A 17,073-nucleotide genomic window follows, 5' to 3' on the forward strand; every position below is an offset into this window, starting at 1 on the left:
TATTTGAACTGGTTAAATAAATGGCAATTGGCGCAATTGATCGGCGGAGAACGTCTTTGGGAGCTGTTAAAACGCCCTCGCCAGAAGACTTGCCATTGCATCAAACCCGAGAGCGCGATATCGCCTCAGCAAACCGATCTTCACCAAAGGGCGATTAATTGATTGAAACATTTTTATATGAGCTAGGCATAGCTTCATCGATTGCAGCAACGATGACAGCTATGCTTTTTTGAATACGAGGCCAACTGGTCGTACTCAGAACAATGATCGCAATTTTTCTGTTTGATAGGTTCTGTTGGTATTCAAGATTTGTATCCGTCGTAACAAAAACCTCAAACCCCTTGCTTTCTGCAGCGGTAAGTAAGTCACCATTTCTTAATGTTGACCATCCCAGCTCATAAGCTGTTGATACATGGTGCAAGACGAGGTGCATTCTTAATGGAACAGGTGTTCCCTGATCAAACAATATTCTCAAGGTTAATGCACAGCCATTGCACTTTTTGCGGCATGTACTAGAACACTGCGTGCATGAGCCAAGTCGACACCTGGAAATAGCTCAATAAACTCGTTGATCGTGACGCCATCTTCAAGATTTTCGAACAAGGCAACAACTGGAACGCGAGTGCCGCGAAACACCCAAGCTCCACTTACCCTATCAGGGCTAAGCTCTACAGAGGGGCAAGAGTTCCAATCAATCATTTTTGAATGTTAATACCTCGAAGGATTAAAAGCAACCTTTAAGCTCAGGGGAATGGGGTACGGTGTCCCCAACGAAGGTTATTTCTGCGCGTCATTTTCAGGACTTTGCCGCAGGGCCTTGAGCCAATCGGGTTTGTCGGGGCAATTGGTGTCGATCCATTGTTGCGCTTTTTCGTCACCCAAAGACTCCGCTTTGGTCAACAGGTGCATGGCCTCCTCTCGGTTGCGGGGGTCGCTCTTGCGTGTTGACGCCAACGCCGTATTGACCGCCCGTGCCGACTTTGAATGAACAGGGGGGGTAGCTTAAATCACGCATAGGTAACTGCATTTCCAGCCTAAGGATTGGCCATCAATTTTCAGCACACATGATCAAATCGGTTTCTGCGCCAACAGCGCTCACAAAATGCTGCATTGCAGGCAACACCTCGTTGACAAATTGCCGATTTTTTTGGCGGCCGTTGGCCTATCTCCCCCATTGCAGCAGGCACAAATCATGCGGCAACTTCAAGCCCTTTCCAAGCCATGTGAATGACTCAGCAAGGTTGATCAACTCTCCCTCATTCACGGACCTTGACCTTGAAGTCAAATACATCCGGTCGGCTGTAGTGGCCGGCGTAATCTAGGGCGATTTTTCGGGTGATGATGTCATTCAAATCCACATCCGCATAAACGATTCCCTCGCCCTGGATGGGTTGGCTGATGACTTGTCCTGACGGCGCGATGATGGATGCATACCCTTGGTTCAACAAGCGATCTAGAAATGCACTGGGCTCGGCAGTCGCTTGGTACACATCGATGACCTCTTGGGTCAACACACCGGTGGCATTCAAAACGAAACAGCCCATGCTGTAGGCGACGCCACGCGTGATCGTCAAAATGGTCTCGCCCAGGTTGACCACTGGCGATACAAAAGCTGGCCATGAAGCCACATGCACCACCGGGTATTGCGACAACAAGTGATAGACCGCCAATGGGTTTCCGTTCTCACCACAAATCAACCCGCTGATGCGGCCAAAGGGGGCTTGAAAACTGTTCAAGGTATCGCCATGCCCCCCGGTATGAACGATTTTTTCAGCCAAGGTGGGCAGAAGCTTTTGATGTTTTCCCAGAAGTTGTCCATCGGGGCCGATGAAAATCTGGGTGTTGTACATCGTCCCCGTTGTATCGGGGCGCTTTTCACACACGCCGATGACCGCCGTGACGTTGGCCAGTCGACAAGCTTCGCCCAGGAGATGGGTGGCTTCGCTGGGTATGACCACCGCGTTTTGAAACAGTTTTTGAGACAGGCCCAGGCTGACTTTGTCCGTGGGCGGGCGCACGGAGAACCAACAGGGATGCGCGGGTATGAACCCCTCAGGAAAAGCAATGACCTGAGCGCCAGCAGCACCTGCCTGCGCAATCAGGGTGCAAGCTTTTGCGACGCTGGCTTCACGGTCCAGGTGCACTGACGCCGCTTGCACAGCAGCCAGTTTGATGCGCGGTAATGTGTCGCCCGATTCAGGTTCTTGGGTAGTGGTCTTCATGATGAAAGATTGATCAGTTGAGTTTTCCGCCGAGCTGCTTGATCACGTCCCCATACCGATTCGATTCTTGTGAAATTTTGCGCTCAAGCCCTTCTGGGCTGGTGGTGATGATGCTGGCGTCTTGTGCGGCAATCACCGACATCATTTCAGGGTTTTGAGTTGCTTTGATCAACTCTGCATTCAGTTTTCGCACCACAGCCTCGGGCACTTTGGCTGGAGCAAAGAAACCAAACCACTGGTCGTATTCCAGGTTGGCCAGGCCCATTTCTGCCAAGGTGGGTACGTCTGGGAGCAAGGCAGAGCGTTGAGGCCCTGCATAGCCCAGCGCCTTGAATCGGCCATCTTTCAAGAATCCTTGCCCTGAAAGGTAAGAGGAAAACAACACATCAATGCGTGCGGCCGCAGTCTCAGTGACCGCTTGGGCAGAACCCTTCATGGGCACATGAACCATGGGTGCGCCCGTCACGCTTTTGAACATTTCGCCCAACAAATGGCTGGTTGTCCCAACACCCATGGATGCAAAACTCAAACCACCCGGCTTCGTTTTTGCCAACGCGATCAGCTCTTGCATGTTCTTGACAGGCAAAGAAGACGGGACCACCAAAATACTATAAAAGGAGAGAAAGGCCGTGATCGGCCTGAAGTCTTTGTTGGCATTGAAGCCGGTCACTTGCCCCAAGTGCGGGTCGATCGAATGGGTTCCCACATGCCCAACAAATAGCGTATGGCCATCTTGGGGTGCGGCCAAAACCGCTTGTGCCGCCACAGTGCCGCCGGCGCCAGGCTTGTTTTCCACCACCACATTCTGCCCCACTTGATCAGATAATTTTTGGGCAATCAAGCGCACAACCCGGTCCGTTGATCCGCCAGGCGGAAATGGCACCACCACATGGATGGCGCGCCGGGGAAATGGAACATCCTGCGCCACTGTGAAAGTGGTCCATGACAAACCCATTGATAACCAAACCATCCATCGGATAAACATCTTTTTCTCCGTCAGTTATTTTATAAATCCGCAGTCCCCTGGTTCGAGCCCAGGGCGAGTAGCCACCCAACAAAGTATCGTCTAAAGCGTTGCTTTTTTCCTTTTAGACCCCACAAGTTATCGCGCTGAGGGCTTCTGGATGACTTTGGGCCCTCAAATTAGAAACAGATGACACCAATGACTACAGCGCTGTCAGCGTACGGATCTGAAGACGGAAATCTCCATCTTGTTTATCAGCGATCAGTATTCCAAGCTCGGTGACGTCAGAAAAAGACAAGGTTGGAGCTTGTACAAGCCTACCTCGGAAGGTTGACTTGAATTCGTCTAATTTGAAACGGTAAGAGTGCCAGCTGGCTTCTGCCAAGAAATCAGACTCGTAGACAACCTGGGGGGCTTTTTCGGTGCGCAATATGAATTTATATCGCTTGCTTTCGCCTCGAACAACAAGTTCCAACAAATTGGTTAGCTGGGGAAAACTGGCAGGAAATCGCATAGATGCAAATCCACCATTGTTTGCTAGCGACACAACACCTTCAAAGAACATGCCCTCTGGATCAGCTCGCAAACGCGACTGAGATACACCACCCATCACACCATCATTGACGACCCGCCCAGATCGAAATGTCTCCGCGTTCCTGAAGTCCATCGTGTTTTCCTTTGCCCAGGATAGCCCTGGCCATCCGATCGCATATGCGGGTATGAAGCGGAGACTTTTTCTGCGAGCAATGTCCATTGTTATCCGATGGTGTTTTTTAAATATCCAAACGTGCATCAAAAAAATTTCTGGCTGTTTTTGGGTCATTGGAGCCGGCTATTGCATGGCTAAAAATTATTTTCCTGACATAGAAAGTTTAACTTCGATAGGCCCAGAAATATTCCTTGATAGGGGATGGTTATGCCAACTTGGTGTTGCGGTAAAACCCCAAGTCGGTGTCGGTTCACTCAAACTGCCCCACATCTTGAGAGCTCCCATCGCATCGGTCAGCCCCATGGTGCCACTCTGGTCCATGTCGGCTTCATAAAGAAGAAGAAAAAGTGTGGGGTTTCCGAAAACAAGGTAGATGGGGTAAGCTCTGAAACGGTTCCAGCAATGGAGCCAATGCCTGGGAAAGTCTAGGTAAGTCGCTGCAGTGCAATCACCGCCGGCCACAGATATTTGAACCAGGAAACCACATCTACAACGCACAGCGTTTAGCGGTGGGGGACTTCATTTTGCAGTCCACCGATAAACACTTCCGCCTGGCCTGCCCTGTTAGCTTGTCGGGATCTGGATTCATTCTTGTCAGGCCCTCATTGAGCAACAACACCGCGTTTTCTTTTTCGGGCGAAGGTTTGATGCAAGCGCTGGAGCAGGCGCACCTGCCTGCTCTCATGCCAGCCCTCGCCTGCCTGACCGGCGATCTGTCTGCGCTCGATCCGGCCTGGCAGCCCAATCTGGCCGATCAGGCCCAGCGTCCCCAGCCGCAGGGTGGCTTGTCGGCCCAGGCCCAGCAACGTGCGCGCGCGCGGGCCGAGTTGTTGATCAACAATTGGCAAGCTCGGGGTTGCCCTATTGCGCCCAAACTGCCTCTGCAGGTGCTTGAGCAGATCATGGGTTTTGTGACCGGTGCGGTAGATCCTTCAGTGGCAGATCTGCTCTTGCACGAGTTGGGCATGGCAGCGCCGGTGGGTGAAGGCGGGCCTGATCGGCTGGGCTTGGCGCCTGATTTTCAGGTCGTGGTCATTGGTGCGGGCATGTCGGGACTGGTCTCGTCGTGGCATCTGGCGCGCCTGGGCATTTCACACACAGTGATGGAGCGGCAGGCTGAGATTGGCGGCGTCTGGGTGGAGAACCACTATCCAGGCGCCAGACTCGATACCAGCAATTTCTGTTACAGCTACTCCTTCGCGCAAGAGGCCGGTTGGCGACATTTTTTCTCACCGCGCGATGAGGTACAGCGCTATTTCAAGGACATGGCCTCCAGTCGGGGGCTGCTAAAGCATGTGCAACTGGGCACCGAAGTGTTGGCCATGCGCTACGACGAGGCCGAGTGCCTGTGGCAACTGGACATCGTGCAGGGCGGGCAGCGGCGCAGCGTGCGGGCCAATGCCGTGATCAGCGCTGTCGGTCAACTCAACAAGCCGCGCCTGCCCGATATCGAAGGGCGTCAAAGTTTTGCTGGGCATGCTTGGCATACCGCGCGTTGGCGTCATGATGTGTCGCTCAAGGGTTTGCGGGTCGGTGTGATCGGGACTGGGGCCAGCGCGTTTCAGGTTATCCCGCATATTGCCGATCAGGTGCAGTCGCTCACTGTGTTTCAACGCACCCCGCCCTGGGTACTCAAAACCCCAGCCTACAAACAAGAGCTGCCGGCCGGCTTGCATTGGCTGCTGTCGTCGCTGCCCGGCTACAACGCCTGGTACCGTTTCGAGCAGTTCTGGGTGGCGGTCGAGGGCCGTAGGCGTTATTCGGTGGTCGAGCCCGACTGGCGACAGCCGGGCTCGGTGTCGGCGCTCAACCAGCAACTGCGAGAGATGCTCGAGGCCGAGCTGGACCAGTCCTACGCCGATCGGCCAGATCTGCGCGCCCTGATGACGCCCGGCTACCCACCCTATGGCAAACGGATGCTGCGTGACGACGGCGCCTGGTCTTGCGCCCTCAAGCGCAGCAACGTCTCGGTGGTTAGCGAGCCGATAGCACGTATCTCTGAAAACGCGGTGATCGGCCGAGACGGCAGCGCACACGAGCTCGATGTGATCATTTACGGGACCGGCTTTCATGCTTCGCAGTTTCTCAATTCACTGCAGGTCACCGGTCGCGGCGGCATCGATCTGCATGCGCAGTGGGGCGTGGACGCGCAGGCTTATCAGGGCGTGTGCGTGCCAAATTTCCCTAACCTGTTCATGCTCTACGGGCCCAATACCAACTTGATCACCAACGGCAGCCTGGTGCTTTTTTCGGAGATTGAGATTGAATACATCCTGCGCTGTCTGGCCAGCCTGGGTCAACGCGGCGCGCACGCCATGGAGGCCAGTGGAGCGGCCACCCAGCGCTACTGCGAGCGTATAGATGCGCAGACGCACCAAATGGCCTACGGGGTCGACGGGGTGAGCAACTGGTACAAGTCAGCCACCGGCAGGGTGACACAGAATTGGCCCTTCAGCACGGTGGACTTCTGGCGTCAGATGCAGACGGTCAAGTCAGAAGACTTCTTGTTCTGGCCCTGAGTTGAGCTCTGGCCATAGGCCACCACAGCGAAGGTCGCAGAGCAAGTCCAGCAGTTGAGAAGCACCGCTGATCGCAAGCAGTGACAGGAGCAGGTTGGCACAACAACACAACTTGGGCCAGAAGGCGCTTGTGTCTTTACGGCTCACGAAGGAGTTAAGCCAGCATAAGGCTTGACACATGGCGTTTGCGTTGAGAACGACAACATCTTTTCGATATGAATGTTAATGCCAAATGTGTATACAGTGATGAGCTTGCCAATCTGAGAAGGAGGTGTCATGAGTGATACAACGATGTGGTTTGTTCTCGCCGGTGTCTTGGTGGCGCTGGAGTTGATGACCGGCAGTTTTTACCTGTTGATGCTGGGCCTGGGTGCTTTGGCCGCAGCACTGACTGCCATGGCAGGTCATGGCTTGAGCGTGCAACTGGTGGTGGCCGCTGCTGTCGGCGGCCTGGGCGTCGTGCTTCTGGGCCAATGGCGCAAACGCCAAGCCATAACGCCACAAGACACACAAGACCAGAATCTGGACTTAGGTGCCACGGTAATGGTCGAGGCTTGGGATGCGCAAGGCACAACGCAGGTCAAGCACCGAGGGGCCGTTTGGGGCGCTGTGCACGTCACGCACCAGGCTCCCGCGCCGGGAGCGCACCGCATTCAGGCCATGGTAGGGAACCGCCTGCTACTGGAAAGAATTTGAGCACACCGCTCAAGCCATTGGAAAGGGAAAACTCATGGAAATCGCTGTCGTCCTCGTGGTCATCGCCGTCCTGTTCATCGTCAAGACCGTCAAGGTCGTGCCGCAGCAGGAGGCCTGGGTGGTTGAAAGATTGGGGAAATTCCATGCCAGCCTGGCGCCGGGCCTGAATTTTGTGATTCCTTTTGTTGATCAGGTCATCCAGAAACACAGCCTGAAGGAAATCCCGCTGGACGTGCCCAGCCAGGTCTGCATCACGCGCGACAACACACAACTGCAAGTCGACGGCATCCTGTACTTCCAGGTGACAGACCCCAAACTGGCCAGCTACGGCTCGTCCAACTACATCGTGGCGGTGACACAGTTGGCACAAACCAGTTTGCGCAGTGTGATCGGCAAGCTAGAGCTGGACAAGACTTTTGAAGAGCGTGACATCATCAATGCGCAAGTGGTGGCGGCTATTGACGAAGCCGCATTGAACTGGGGCGTGAAGGTGCTGCGCTACGAAATCAAGGACCTGACCCCGCCCAAGGAAATCCTGCTGGCCATGCAGTCCCAGATCACGGCCGAGCGCGAAAAGCGTGCCCTGATCGCGGCCTCGGAAGGTCGCCGCCAGGAACAGATCAATATCGCCACCGGCGAGCGCGAGGCCTCCATTGCGCGCTCCGAGGGTGAGAAGCAAGCGGCCATCAACAAGGCGCAAGGCGATGCCGCGGCCATCACCGAAATGGCCAACGCCACGGCCCAGGCGATAGAGCGCATCGCCTTAGCCATTCGCCAGCCCGGGGGCGAGCAAGCGGTGCAACTGAAGGTGGCCGAACAAGCCGTGCAGGCGTATGGAAAAGTGGCGCAAGATGCCAAGACCACGCTGATCGTACCGGGCAACATGACCGAGGTGTCGGGTCTGATCGCTTCGGCGATGCAGATGGTGAACACGGGCAAACACGCGAACAGCTGAACGCGCAAGAAGGAAAGTACCAGCATGAACCAACGCGAAAGAGATGACTTGCTGCAGTTCCTCCAGCCGCTGCTGCGCACACGTGTCACCGATAAGGACTTCGCCGCCGAGATACTCATCCTGGAGCAGTGTGCTCGCCAGCCCGACGCGCTGTACTTGCTGGTGCAACGCGCCATGACACTTGAGTCGGCTCTCGAGGCGGCGCAAGCACGCATTGCCGAGCAACAAGGCGCCCTCGCCGCACATACGGTGACGCAGGACGCAACGCGCGATACGACCCTTGCGCGCGCGGGGACCGACGATCGCAGCGGCGCGTGGGGCCGCGGCCTGCTGGCTCAGGCGAGTTTGATCGGTTCCGCTGCGGCGCTGGGCGCGACGGTGGGTGTGGTCACCGGTGGTCTGCTGCTCAATGTGGCCGAAGACCTATTCGGTGATGACCTCTGAGTTGAGACCCATGTCATGCACTGACGGCAAAAGCACGCTTCGTTGCGAATTGAGGGTTATGGCAGCCATCGCTAGTAACGGTGTTTGTGCTGACAAGGACAACATCACTTTCCATCTTTTATCGAACCTACCCAGGCCGACGCTCAAATGTTTGCAAGTCATCGGGTATGTGATGAAAGGCTTGTTTATCCACTGTGAAGATTGCAAGTTTGGGCTTGTAGATTGAGGGGTCATCTAAAGTGCCAACCTTAATCACCATGGAACCTGGTCTGGTTGGTGTTTGAGTACCAATACCGGTTCCACAAGTTGGACAGAAGAAACGAGTGACAGGCTTTTCTAAGTTGCTGCGTTTGAAGGACGCGGGCGTGCCTTTTTCATATTTGAACCCGTCTAAGTCCAAGATGACAATGGCGTTTGGGTGCCCGCCCGTTATATATTGACACTCCCTGCAATGGCATTGCAAAGCCGCCTTAATTTCACCCTCATAAGAGTATCTAATCCCTTCACAGTAACAACCACCCGTTAATTTCATCACAGCCCCCATTTGTTAAAAAATTTCTCATATGTCACACAACCGTCCAGAGTCGTGCCCCAGTGAGGTCTACGTGCCTCAGGCCTTCTGACGGAGCTTCCAGTCGCCCGTTTCGATCGCGCTCCAAATGCCATCAAGCATGGCAAGCCGTTGTCGGGCCGATGCAGCGACTGCTGCCACCGCCTTCAACTGCAACGCTGGTGTGTGAGCGTAGCGATAGGTGATCTGGAGACCCTCACCCTCGTGATGGCTATCGTTTTCGATGTGCACATGGAAGAACTCGAGATCATCGTCGTTCATGCCCATCGCTCTGCACGCCTCCACATATTTCGGATAAAGCGTGGGAGTCTGCCCTTCCAGCGCCACCATGATGCCGGCTGCGGCCTCCGCGAGTTCGCGAAACGCAACCAGCTCATAGATCCAGCTGCGCATGGCGCGCGTACCGGGAAGTATGTCGCCGCGATCTGCGGCCTCACTCACCCTGCGAGGCGAGACGCCGCAGGCCTGAGCAAACTTAAGCAGCAGATCCGGATGCCGCTTGCCTTGCTTATCGGGCACCTCTTCACCGATCAGATTTTCAAGCATGTGGCGCCTTGCGTCTAGATCGGGCAGCCGGCAAAAGAGATGGCCAAACTGCTGAGGAATTTGTTCGATGTAGTAGTAGTGCTGAACCGCCCAGAAACCGAGTTGAGCGCGAGTCAGCTTGCCATCGGCCCAAGCGAGCGAAAACGGATGCGCCCCCGAATGCCGCTGCGTGCGGGCCGCAAGGAGTGCCTTTGAAAACGCTTGTCGTGTCATCAATTTTTCCATTTGCAGCCTTCTTTGGTTGACGCTTTGTTCGAGTGGCGAAGCGTTCGCAGGGTTTAGCGAACCTGACTACCTAAACGCTTCACCACCTCACCATACCGACGATATTCAGTGGCAATTTGCCTTGCTATCTCATCTGGCGTAGAGGTGACAATGTTCGCGTCCTGGCCGCCCACAGATCCGGTCACCTCAGGGGAACGCGCAGCCCGCACCAACTCTGCATTGAGCCGCGCCACAACACCGTCCGATACTTTCGCTGGAACGAAGAAACCGAACCACTGGTCGTATTCAACGCCAAGAATGCCGAGTTCCGCCAGAGTTGGCACATCTGGCAGCATGGCAGAGCGCTTTGGCCCGGCATAAGCAAGCGCCTTCAGGCGGCCTTCCTTGAGAAAAGCCTGCGCAGACAGATAAGATGAAAACAGTACGTCAATCCGACCGGCAACAGTTTCGGTGACTGCCTGCGCGGCGCCTTTCATTGGCAAATGCACCATGGGGGCACCGGTAACCTGCTGGAACATTTCTCCTAGAAAATGTCCTGCTGTTCCCGTGCCCTGCGAAGCGAAGTTGAGTCCGCCAGGCCGCGACTTAGCAAGCGCAACCAACTCCTTGATGTTGTTTGCAGGCAGCGATGCCGGCACCACCAAAATGCTGTGGAATGAGAAAAACGATGTGACAGGCCGAAAGTCGCGATTCGCATCAAATCCAACTTGAACGTTCAAGTGCGGATCGATGGCATGGGTACCCACATGCCCGACGAAAACTGTGTAGCCGTCAGCAGGTTGCGAAAGAACGGCCTGCGCGGCAACCGCTCCGGCCGCTCCAGGGCGGTTCTGCACGATGGTGGGCTGACCCGTGTTGTCAGACAGCTTCTGCGCAATCAGCCGGGTGACCCGGTCCGTGGATCCCCCAGGCGGGAATGGCACAACGATCGTCATCTGCTTGGCCGGAAAAGCAGGATCTCCCAAAACGGACGGAGCTCCCACAAGCACCATCAATACGGCAATGACTTTTGTTATCAGTGACATGTTGTCCCCTTTGTGCAACGAAAGCCCATAAGTACCGGACCTGAAAAACCCAATCACCATGATATAGGAGCTGAACTGGCTTGCGAAAAAGTTGGAAAAGTCGATAAAGCCGTTCGACCACTGGTATCCCACCGTTGGGAAGAGGGTTTGTTGACAAGCCGTCACACGTCGCTGAATGTCTTGCCTGGCGGTGAGGTCTCCCAGATTGAATGCCGGCCTGCCGACTGGCCATTTCAAATGATGGTGAAACCATTCAACGCGTCAGCGGTGAAACGTGCGTCAACAACACGGGGGTGACGCACACCCCAATGGGGCCGACCACGGTAGGCACGGACGGCGCGGTATTGACGCAGATGGGCGGCCACAATCCACAATAGTTTCACCCCCCCAGACTGACGCATGCACCCATGAGTGACAAAGTTGCTGAACTTCGCCTGGCCACAGGTATCGCCTTTGCCTTGGCTGCCGGTTTGGCCTGGGGACTGGTGTTTGTCACGCCCGTCTTGCTGCCCGACTATTCGCCAGCCATGCTCACATTTGGGCGCTATCTTGCATTTGGCATGGTTGCCCTGCCGCTGGCCTGGCGCGATCGCCGGGCACTGTCGCGCCTGAGCAGGGCCGACTGGATTGAAGCGCTGAAGCTGGCCGCTGTCGGCAATGTGCTGTATTACCTGGCGCTGTCCTGGGCCATACAACTGGCCGGGGTGCCGCTGCCAACCATGATCATCGGCACCCTGCCAGTGGTCATCGCGGTGTGTGCCAACCTGTCGCGGCACGATGTGGCTTGGCGGCGCCTGGCCTTGCCCCTGCTGCTGATGGCCACCGGAATTGCCTGTGTGCATGGCTCGGAGTGGCAACGTCTGGGTGCTGGCGCGCCGAGCACCAGCGGTCTGGGTTGGGGCATGGCGCTGGCCACGGCGGCTCTGGTTTGCTGGACCTGGTATCCCATCCGTAACGCCGCCTGGGTGCAGGCCAACCCGCAGGTGGGCTCGGGCACCTGGGCCACCGCCCAGGGCCTGGCCACCTTGCCAATGGCGCTGGTGGGCATGACGGCCTACATGCTGATGACCGGCAACTGGGCCAGCGATGCGCCTTGGGGTCCGCGACCCTGGACCTATGCGGGCCTGATGCTGGCCATTGGCTTGCTGTCCTCGTGGTTGGGTACTTTGTGTTGGAACCGCGCCAGCAGCCTGCTGCCGACCTCGCTGGCCGGTCAGCTCATTGTGTTTGAGACCTTGGCCGCCATGGCCTATGGATTCATGCACCGCGCCGCCTGGCCCCAACCTTGGGACTGGGCTGGCATGGCCTTGTTGGTGGCCGGTGTGGTGGTGGGCACGCGGGTGTTTGTCAAACCTGCTTAGCGCTGCGTTTGGGGGCCGACCGCTTCAAAAACAGATCGAGTGCTGGTCACAGATTGGCGAGACCGTTTTAACTGATGCGTTTGACCACATCGCCAGACAACGCAGCTTGAATGAAGCGTGAGCTTGTATTAATGAGATGATTCACAGGCCAAGACCGTTTTAACGTTTGACGGCACCTGAGCGTTTTCTCAGAGCTGTCTGTCATGAATGAAAAAGGAAATGCCAGCGATGCACAGTGTCCATATTCGGCCTCATATCATCGAGCGTGTGACCGCTCGCAGAGGCAAATCACATTGGTTTGAATCATTTGATAGCCAGCGCACGGCGCTGGTGGTCATCGACATGCAAAGCACTTTCTGCGAGGCGGGGGCACCTGCGGAGGTGCCGACCGCTCGCAGCATTGTTCCCAACATCAATGCACTAAGTGCACGGCTTCGCGCAGCGGGTGTTCCCATTTTTTGGGTGCTGCATGCCAATACCCACCTCGGCGAGCGCAGTGACTGGGAGATGTTCTTCAACAACGTGGTGGCTGACGATGTCCGCAGCCGAACCATGGAGAGCTTGCTGCCCGGAAAGCAAAGCGTGTGGTCGGGGCTTGTGACCAGCCCAAAAGATGTGGTCTTGTTGAAGAATCGCTACAGCGCATTCATTTCGGGCTCTTCGTCGCTGGAGCCCATGCTGCGCAACTATGGCATCGATACGATTCTGATTGCCGGCACCAAGACCAACGTCTGTTGCGAGTCAACTGGCCGAGACGCCATGATGTTGGACTTCAAGGTCGTGATGGTGTCTGACTGCTGTGCCGCGCTATCAGACGATGAACACCTTGCAACGCTGGAAACTTTTATCCAACAGTTTGGCGACGTCATGTCATGGAAAGATGTGGTCGAACGACTGGGCCCAAGCTTGCCATTGGGTCCAGCCTAACAAAGAGCCTCAGTGCATTCGCCAGCCATTCCATTCAACGCCGATGGCGAATGAGCGCCACCATCAGTCCAGCTTGAGGCCCAACTCCAGTGCTTTTTTCGGCAGAACGGCCAGCTCTTTCTGGATCACCTCATTAAAGGCTTCGATGGTGTTGCCCGTGGTGGGTGACACGCCGCCAAGCTCGCTGAGGCGTCGGCGAAACTCTGGCTCTGCCACGATTTGCGATATTTTTTGATTCAACATGGCAGTGACAGCGGTTGGGGTTTTGGCGGGTGCCACCAGACCAAACCACATGTCGAAGTCAACGCCGCCACGCAGGCCTTGCTCTGTCAGTGTCGGCAAATCAGGCCACAACTCAGAGCGGGTGGAGCGCAACTGGCCCAAAGCTTTGAGTTTGCCGCCTTGGATTTGAGCGCGGGCATCCGCTGTCCCCAAAAGGCCCCAACGAACTTCGCTGGTGAGGAGGGCCTGCACCAATGGCGCGCCGCCTTTATAGGGCACGTGGGTGTAGTTGCCATCGGCGGCAGCGTTCACCAACTCAGAGGCCACGTGAGAGATGCCACCAGCACCTGTGGAGCCGTAAGGCAAGCCGTCCTTGCCAGCCGTTTTACCGGCGGCGATCAGGTCTTGAATCGATCGCCACGGCGAGTTCAGCGGAACCACCAATACCAACGGGGCGAGCATGACGCGTGCAATGGGCGCCACATCAGATGCTGTGAAGCCTGCCTTGGAGTAGGTCGCAGGGTTGATGGACAGCATGCCTGTCAGACTCATCGCCAGGGTGTGGCCATCGGCCGGGCTTTGCAGCAGGGCAGCCATGCCCAAATTGCCGCTGGCACCAGGCCGGTTATCAACAATCACCGTTTGCTTGAGTTCCTCTTGCAGCCGTTGGCCCACCAAGCGGGCAGACACGTCGGTTGCCCCACCCGCCGGGTAGGGAACAATGATGCGGATTGGTTTATTGGGAAAAGCGGGTTGAGCCAAAGCAGGCCAAGCAGCAAAGAGCGAAGATCCGAACAGGACGGAACTGGCAACTCGGCGATTGATGCGCATGGAAGATCTCCTATGGAAGTGCTGTTTGTGGTGGTTCAATCTCAGTGCGAGTTTTGAGTCTATCTGATTTCATTGCAAAACCGGACCGTGTTGCACCAACCAAAGCCGTTCCACGCCATGCGAAGACTGGGGTAAACACTTAAATGGCCTGGCGCCTCGCGCACTAGCATCGGTGGCCATTGCTTGAAGGGCGTTATTTTGGGTTCGACCATCGCAGAAAAAATATTGGCCCGTGCCAGTGGCCAAGTCCGCGTCAATGCGGGCGACAACATACAGGCCAAGCCCGATTTTGTGGTGGCCTACGACTTTCCCGGCTACACCGATGTCATCTTCAAGCAAATGAAAGATGAGTTTGGGCTCACAGGCGTGAAAGACCCGAGCCGGTACGCTTTGTTCATTGACCACATGGTCCCGGCGGTGACGCCGCAAGAAGAAGAGCTGCATCAAAACACGCGCGATTGGGGCGCACTCAATCACGTTCCTGTGTATGAGCGAAAAGGCATTGGCCATCAAGTGGCCTCTGAGCTTGGGTATGCAACCCCTGGGGCATTCGTGGTTCACTTTGACGGTCACATATCGCAGCTGGGGACATTTGGCACCCTGGCCATGGGCGTGCGCAGGCATTTGATTGAGTCGTTTGTGAATGAAAAAATTCGCATGGCTGTGCCCGCCACGACACGGGTCGACTTGGTGGGGCAGCTGCAAGCTGGTGTGATGGCGCGAGACGTTTTTCACCATGTGGTGCGTGTGTTGGGCCCGGCCAGTTGTCGGTTTCAGGTGCTGGAGTTTGGCGGCGAAGCCATTGCAGACATGGGCATCGATGCACGCCAAACGCTGACCTGTTTGGCCATGTTCACGGGTGCGGTCACCGCCATCATCAACCCCGATCAAGTCACACTGCCCTATGCGCAAGAGCGCGCTCGGCTGACCATCGAGCCGCTGTATTCTGACCGCGATGCCACTTACGCCGCTCGCCACACGATTGACATATCGAAACTAGAGCCTGTTGTGGTCATCCCGCCAAGCCCGGCCAACACACGAAACTTGGTGGACCATTTGGGTTTGCCGGTGCAGGTGGGCTATTTGGGATCTTGTGCTTCGGGTCGCTTGGAAGATTTGCGCGCCGCTGCACATGTTCTGCGTGGGCGCCATGTCAAGCCTGGGTTTCAGCTGCATGTCGTGCCAACCAGCCAAGAGATCATGCGACAAGCGGCCCAAGAAGGTCTGCTCACCGACTTGATTGCCGCAGGCGCGTTTATTTCTTCGCCTTCTTGCGATTACTGTTTTGGGCGCTTGGGGGTGATGAGTGCGGGCCAGCGGGCCGTGTCCACAGGCACGCTCAATGTGCGCGGACGCATGGGCAGCACGGACTCAGAAATTTTCATTGTCAACGCTGCTGCCGTCGCGGCCGCTGCCATCGAAGGTCAAATTGCCGACCCTCGCCCCTACCTGAGGTGACGCCATGAGCTTACCGGTGATCCATGGCCGGGTGGCCTTTGTATTTGAAGAAATCGACTTTGATGTGGACCAGATCATTGGTGTGAAAAACATCAAGCTGAGAGACCCCGCAGAGTTGGCCGCTGTTGCCATGCAGTCTTATGACCCAGCATTTGCAACGCAGGTGAAAAAGGGCGATGTGTTGGTGGGGGCCATGAATTTTGGCTACGGCCATCCGCATTACCCGCCCATGATTGGCATGCGCCATCTGGGCATCAGCGCGGTCATCGCCGAGAGTTTTTCGCCCGGCTATTGGCGCGGTGAGGTGGCCATGGGCTTTCCCCAAATTGCATGCCTGGGCATTTTGAATTTTGTGAGCCGTTGGGACGAGATTGAGGTGGATTGGACGGCGCACCAAGTCATCAACCACACACGCAAAGACCGCATTGACTTTGAAGTCTGGTCTGAAAGCGACCGGCTGATGATCGAGTCAGGCGGCGTACTGGGGTATTTGAAACACATCAGACAAGAGGAATCCACATGAACAAAAACAGAGCTGAATTTGCGCATTCGTTGCGCCAGGGGAAAACGGTGTGGGCCGCCGGTGTTTATGACGCGCTCTCTGCCAAATTGGCTGAGGCGGCTGGATTTCCTGCTTTGATGACTTCGGGCTTTGCAGTATCAGCGAGTTTGCTGGGGCAGCCCGACGTGGAGGTCTACACCATGACCGAAAACCTGTCTGTCGCCCGCAATGTCTCCAATGCCGTCAACATCCCCGTGGTGGCCGACACCGACACGGGTTACGGGAATGCCATCAATGTGATGCGCACGGTGCGTGAGTTTGAGCAAGCCGGGCTCAATGCATTGATTTTTGAAGACCAAGAAGTGCCCAAGCGCTGCCCAGCAGCGGCAGCGGTGATTGAAATATTGCCCGTGATGGAGAGCGCTGCGAAAATTCGTGCGGCGGTTCGTGCACGACAAGACCCCAACCTCATCATCGTGGCACGCACCGATGCCCTGACCGAAGCCGATGCCATCGAGCGCGCAAAGATTTATGTGGAGGCCGGCGCAGATTTGATTCAGCCCATCAGCCGTTGCTTCACATCCATTGACGGGCTGCGTCGATTGCGCCAGGCTTGTGGTGTGCCCTTGTCACTGCAACTGCTGGGCTGGCTTGAAAACGACTTGACCACCGAACAAATTCAAGAGGTGGCTGGCTTGGCTGTTTACCCATTGGTGGGTTTGTTCACCGTGACGGAAACATTGAAGCAAAACTATGCCCAGTTGTGGAAATCCAAATCGGTACATGGCTTGCCGCAACCCATGACCAACATGGCCGACTTCAAGAAAATGATTGGCTTCAGTGAAGTCGAAGCCTTGCAGTCCATGTTTTTGCTGGGCAACTTGCCGAAAAAATAA

Annotated in this window: 19 protein-coding genes; 9 read left to right on the plus strand and 10 right to left on the minus strand. The window is 56.0% G+C overall.

Annotated features, from left to right (window positions below; translation table 11 throughout):
• Positions 1-154: 154 nt before the first annotated feature.
• The 6 genes from AC8GFZ_RS12845 to AC8GFZ_RS12870 form a co-directional block, all read right to left on the minus strand.
• Positions 155-475, minus strand: coding sequence for a hypothetical protein (locus AC8GFZ_RS12845; protein ID WP_506645295.1), 321 nt, complete (start codon positions 473-475; stop codon positions 155-157).
• A 2-nt stretch (positions 476-477) separates the two neighbouring features.
• Positions 478-699, minus strand: a complete 222-nt coding sequence (locus AC8GFZ_RS12850; RefSeq protein ID WP_506645296.1) for a DUF433 domain-containing protein — start codon at positions 697-699, stop codon at positions 478-480.
• A 78-nt stretch (positions 700-777) separates the two neighbouring features.
• Positions 778-909, minus strand: a complete 132-nt coding sequence (locus AC8GFZ_RS12855; protein WP_506645297.1) for a hypothetical protein — start codon at positions 907-909, stop codon at positions 778-780.
• 347 nt (positions 910-1,256) lie between these two features.
• Complete coding sequence (locus AC8GFZ_RS12860; RefSeq protein ID WP_506645298.1) at positions 1,257-2,222, minus strand: carbon-nitrogen hydrolase family protein; 966 nt, start codon at positions 2,220-2,222, stop codon at positions 1,257-1,259.
• A 13-nt stretch (positions 2,223-2,235) separates the two neighbouring features.
• The gene (locus tag AC8GFZ_RS12865; RefSeq protein WP_506645299.1) at positions 2,236-3,177 is read right to left on the minus strand and encodes a Bug family tripartite tricarboxylate transporter substrate binding protein; all 942 of its coding nucleotides are present in this window, start codon (positions 3,175-3,177) and stop codon (positions 2,236-2,238) included.
• A gap of 211 nt (positions 3,178-3,388) precedes the next feature.
• Positions 3,389-4,009 (minus strand): CIA30 family protein, encoded by a 621-nt coding sequence (locus AC8GFZ_RS12870; protein ID WP_506645300.1) that lies wholly within the window; start codon positions 4,007-4,009, stop codon positions 3,389-3,391.
• 491 nt (positions 4,010-4,500) lie between these two features.
• Between AC8GFZ_RS12870 and AC8GFZ_RS12875 the strand changes: the two genes are divergently transcribed.
• The 4 genes from AC8GFZ_RS12875 (at position 4,501) to AC8GFZ_RS12890 (ending at position 8,509) form a co-directional block, all read left to right on the plus strand.
• Positions 4,501-6,414, plus strand: coding sequence for a flavin-containing monooxygenase (locus AC8GFZ_RS12875; RefSeq protein WP_506645301.1), 1,914 nt, complete (start codon positions 4,501-4,503; stop codon positions 6,412-6,414).
• A 276-nt stretch (positions 6,415-6,690) separates the two neighbouring features.
• A complete protein-coding gene (locus AC8GFZ_RS12880) occupies positions 6,691-7,110 on the plus strand; it encodes an NfeD family protein (protein WP_506645302.1) in 420 nt (139 codons plus the stop codon).
• Positions 7,111-7,144: 34 nt separating this feature from the next.
• Positions 7,145-8,065, plus strand: a complete 921-nt coding sequence (locus AC8GFZ_RS12885; RefSeq protein ID WP_506645303.1) for an SPFH domain-containing protein — start codon at positions 7,145-7,147, stop codon at positions 8,063-8,065.
• Between the two features lie 24 nt (positions 8,066-8,089).
• Positions 8,090-8,509: a DUF2076 family protein gene (locus tag AC8GFZ_RS12890; RefSeq protein WP_506645304.1), complete on the plus strand. Its 420-nt coding sequence runs from the start codon at positions 8,090-8,092 to the stop codon at positions 8,507-8,509.
• Between the two features lie 127 nt (positions 8,510-8,636).
• Here AC8GFZ_RS12890 and AC8GFZ_RS12895 read toward each other — a convergent pair whose 3' ends face one another.
• The 3 genes from AC8GFZ_RS12895 to AC8GFZ_RS12905 all read right to left on the minus strand — a co-directional run bounded on the left by AC8GFZ_RS12895 (position 8,637) and on the right by AC8GFZ_RS12905 (position 11,041).
• Positions 8,637-9,053, minus strand: coding sequence for a GFA family protein (locus tag AC8GFZ_RS12895; RefSeq protein WP_506645305.1), 417 nt, complete (start codon positions 9,051-9,053; stop codon positions 8,637-8,639).
• Positions 9,054-9,119: 66 nt separating this feature from the next.
• Positions 9,120-9,851 carry an iron-containing redox enzyme family protein gene (locus AC8GFZ_RS12900; protein WP_506645306.1) on the minus strand — a complete coding sequence of 244 codons (732 nt, stop codon included), beginning with the start codon at positions 9,849-9,851 and terminating at the stop codon, positions 9,120-9,122.
• A gap of 53 nt (positions 9,852-9,904) precedes the next feature.
• Entirely contained in the window at positions 9,905-11,041 is a 1,137-nt protein-coding gene (locus AC8GFZ_RS12905; protein ID WP_506645307.1) for a Bug family tripartite tricarboxylate transporter substrate binding protein, read from the minus strand.
• Positions 11,042-11,310: 269 nt separating this feature from the next.
• Here AC8GFZ_RS12905 and AC8GFZ_RS12910 point away from each other — a divergent pair, with 269 nt between their 5' ends.
• Both AC8GFZ_RS12910 and AC8GFZ_RS12915 read left to right on the plus strand, forming a co-directional pair.
• Complete coding sequence (locus AC8GFZ_RS12910; RefSeq protein ID WP_506645338.1) at positions 11,311-12,237, plus strand: DMT family transporter; 927 nt, start codon at positions 11,311-11,313, stop codon at positions 12,235-12,237.
• Between the two features lie 207 nt (positions 12,238-12,444).
• Positions 12,445-13,164, plus strand: a complete 720-nt coding sequence (locus AC8GFZ_RS12915; protein ID WP_506645308.1) for an isochorismatase family protein — start codon at positions 12,445-12,447, stop codon at positions 13,162-13,164.
• A gap of 63 nt (positions 13,165-13,227) precedes the next feature.
• Here the strand turns inward: AC8GFZ_RS12915 and AC8GFZ_RS12920 are convergent, their stop codons facing one another.
• Positions 13,228-14,217: a Bug family tripartite tricarboxylate transporter substrate binding protein gene (locus AC8GFZ_RS12920; protein WP_506645309.1), complete on the minus strand. Its 990-nt coding sequence runs from the start codon at positions 14,215-14,217 to the stop codon at positions 13,228-13,230.
• A gap of 198 nt (positions 14,218-14,415) precedes the next feature.
• Between AC8GFZ_RS12920 and AC8GFZ_RS12925 the strand changes: the two genes are divergently transcribed.
• From AC8GFZ_RS12925 to AC8GFZ_RS12935, 3 genes are read left to right on the plus strand one after another with little or no spacing between them, the layout of a single operon-like run.
• A complete protein-coding gene (locus AC8GFZ_RS12925; protein WP_506645310.1) occupies positions 14,416-15,675 on the plus strand; it encodes a 3-isopropylmalate dehydratase large subunit in 1,260 nt (419 codons plus the stop codon).
• Between the two features lie 4 nt (positions 15,676-15,679).
• On the plus strand, positions 15,680-16,198 hold the full coding sequence (locus tag AC8GFZ_RS12930; protein WP_506645311.1) for a 3-isopropylmalate dehydratase small subunit: 519 nt from the start codon (positions 15,680-15,682) through the stop codon (positions 16,196-16,198).
• Positions 16,195-17,073, plus strand: coding sequence for an isocitrate lyase/PEP mutase family protein (locus AC8GFZ_RS12935; protein WP_506645312.1), 879 nt, complete (start codon positions 16,195-16,197; stop codon positions 17,071-17,073). Before AC8GFZ_RS12930 ends, AC8GFZ_RS12935 begins: the two co-directional genes overlap by 4 nt.

The organism is Limnohabitans rimovensis (SeqCode) (assembly GCF_965234775.1).
GTDB classification, from domain to species: domain Bacteria; phylum Pseudomonadota; class Gammaproteobacteria; order Burkholderiales; family Burkholderiaceae_C; genus Limnohabitans; species Limnohabitans rimovensis.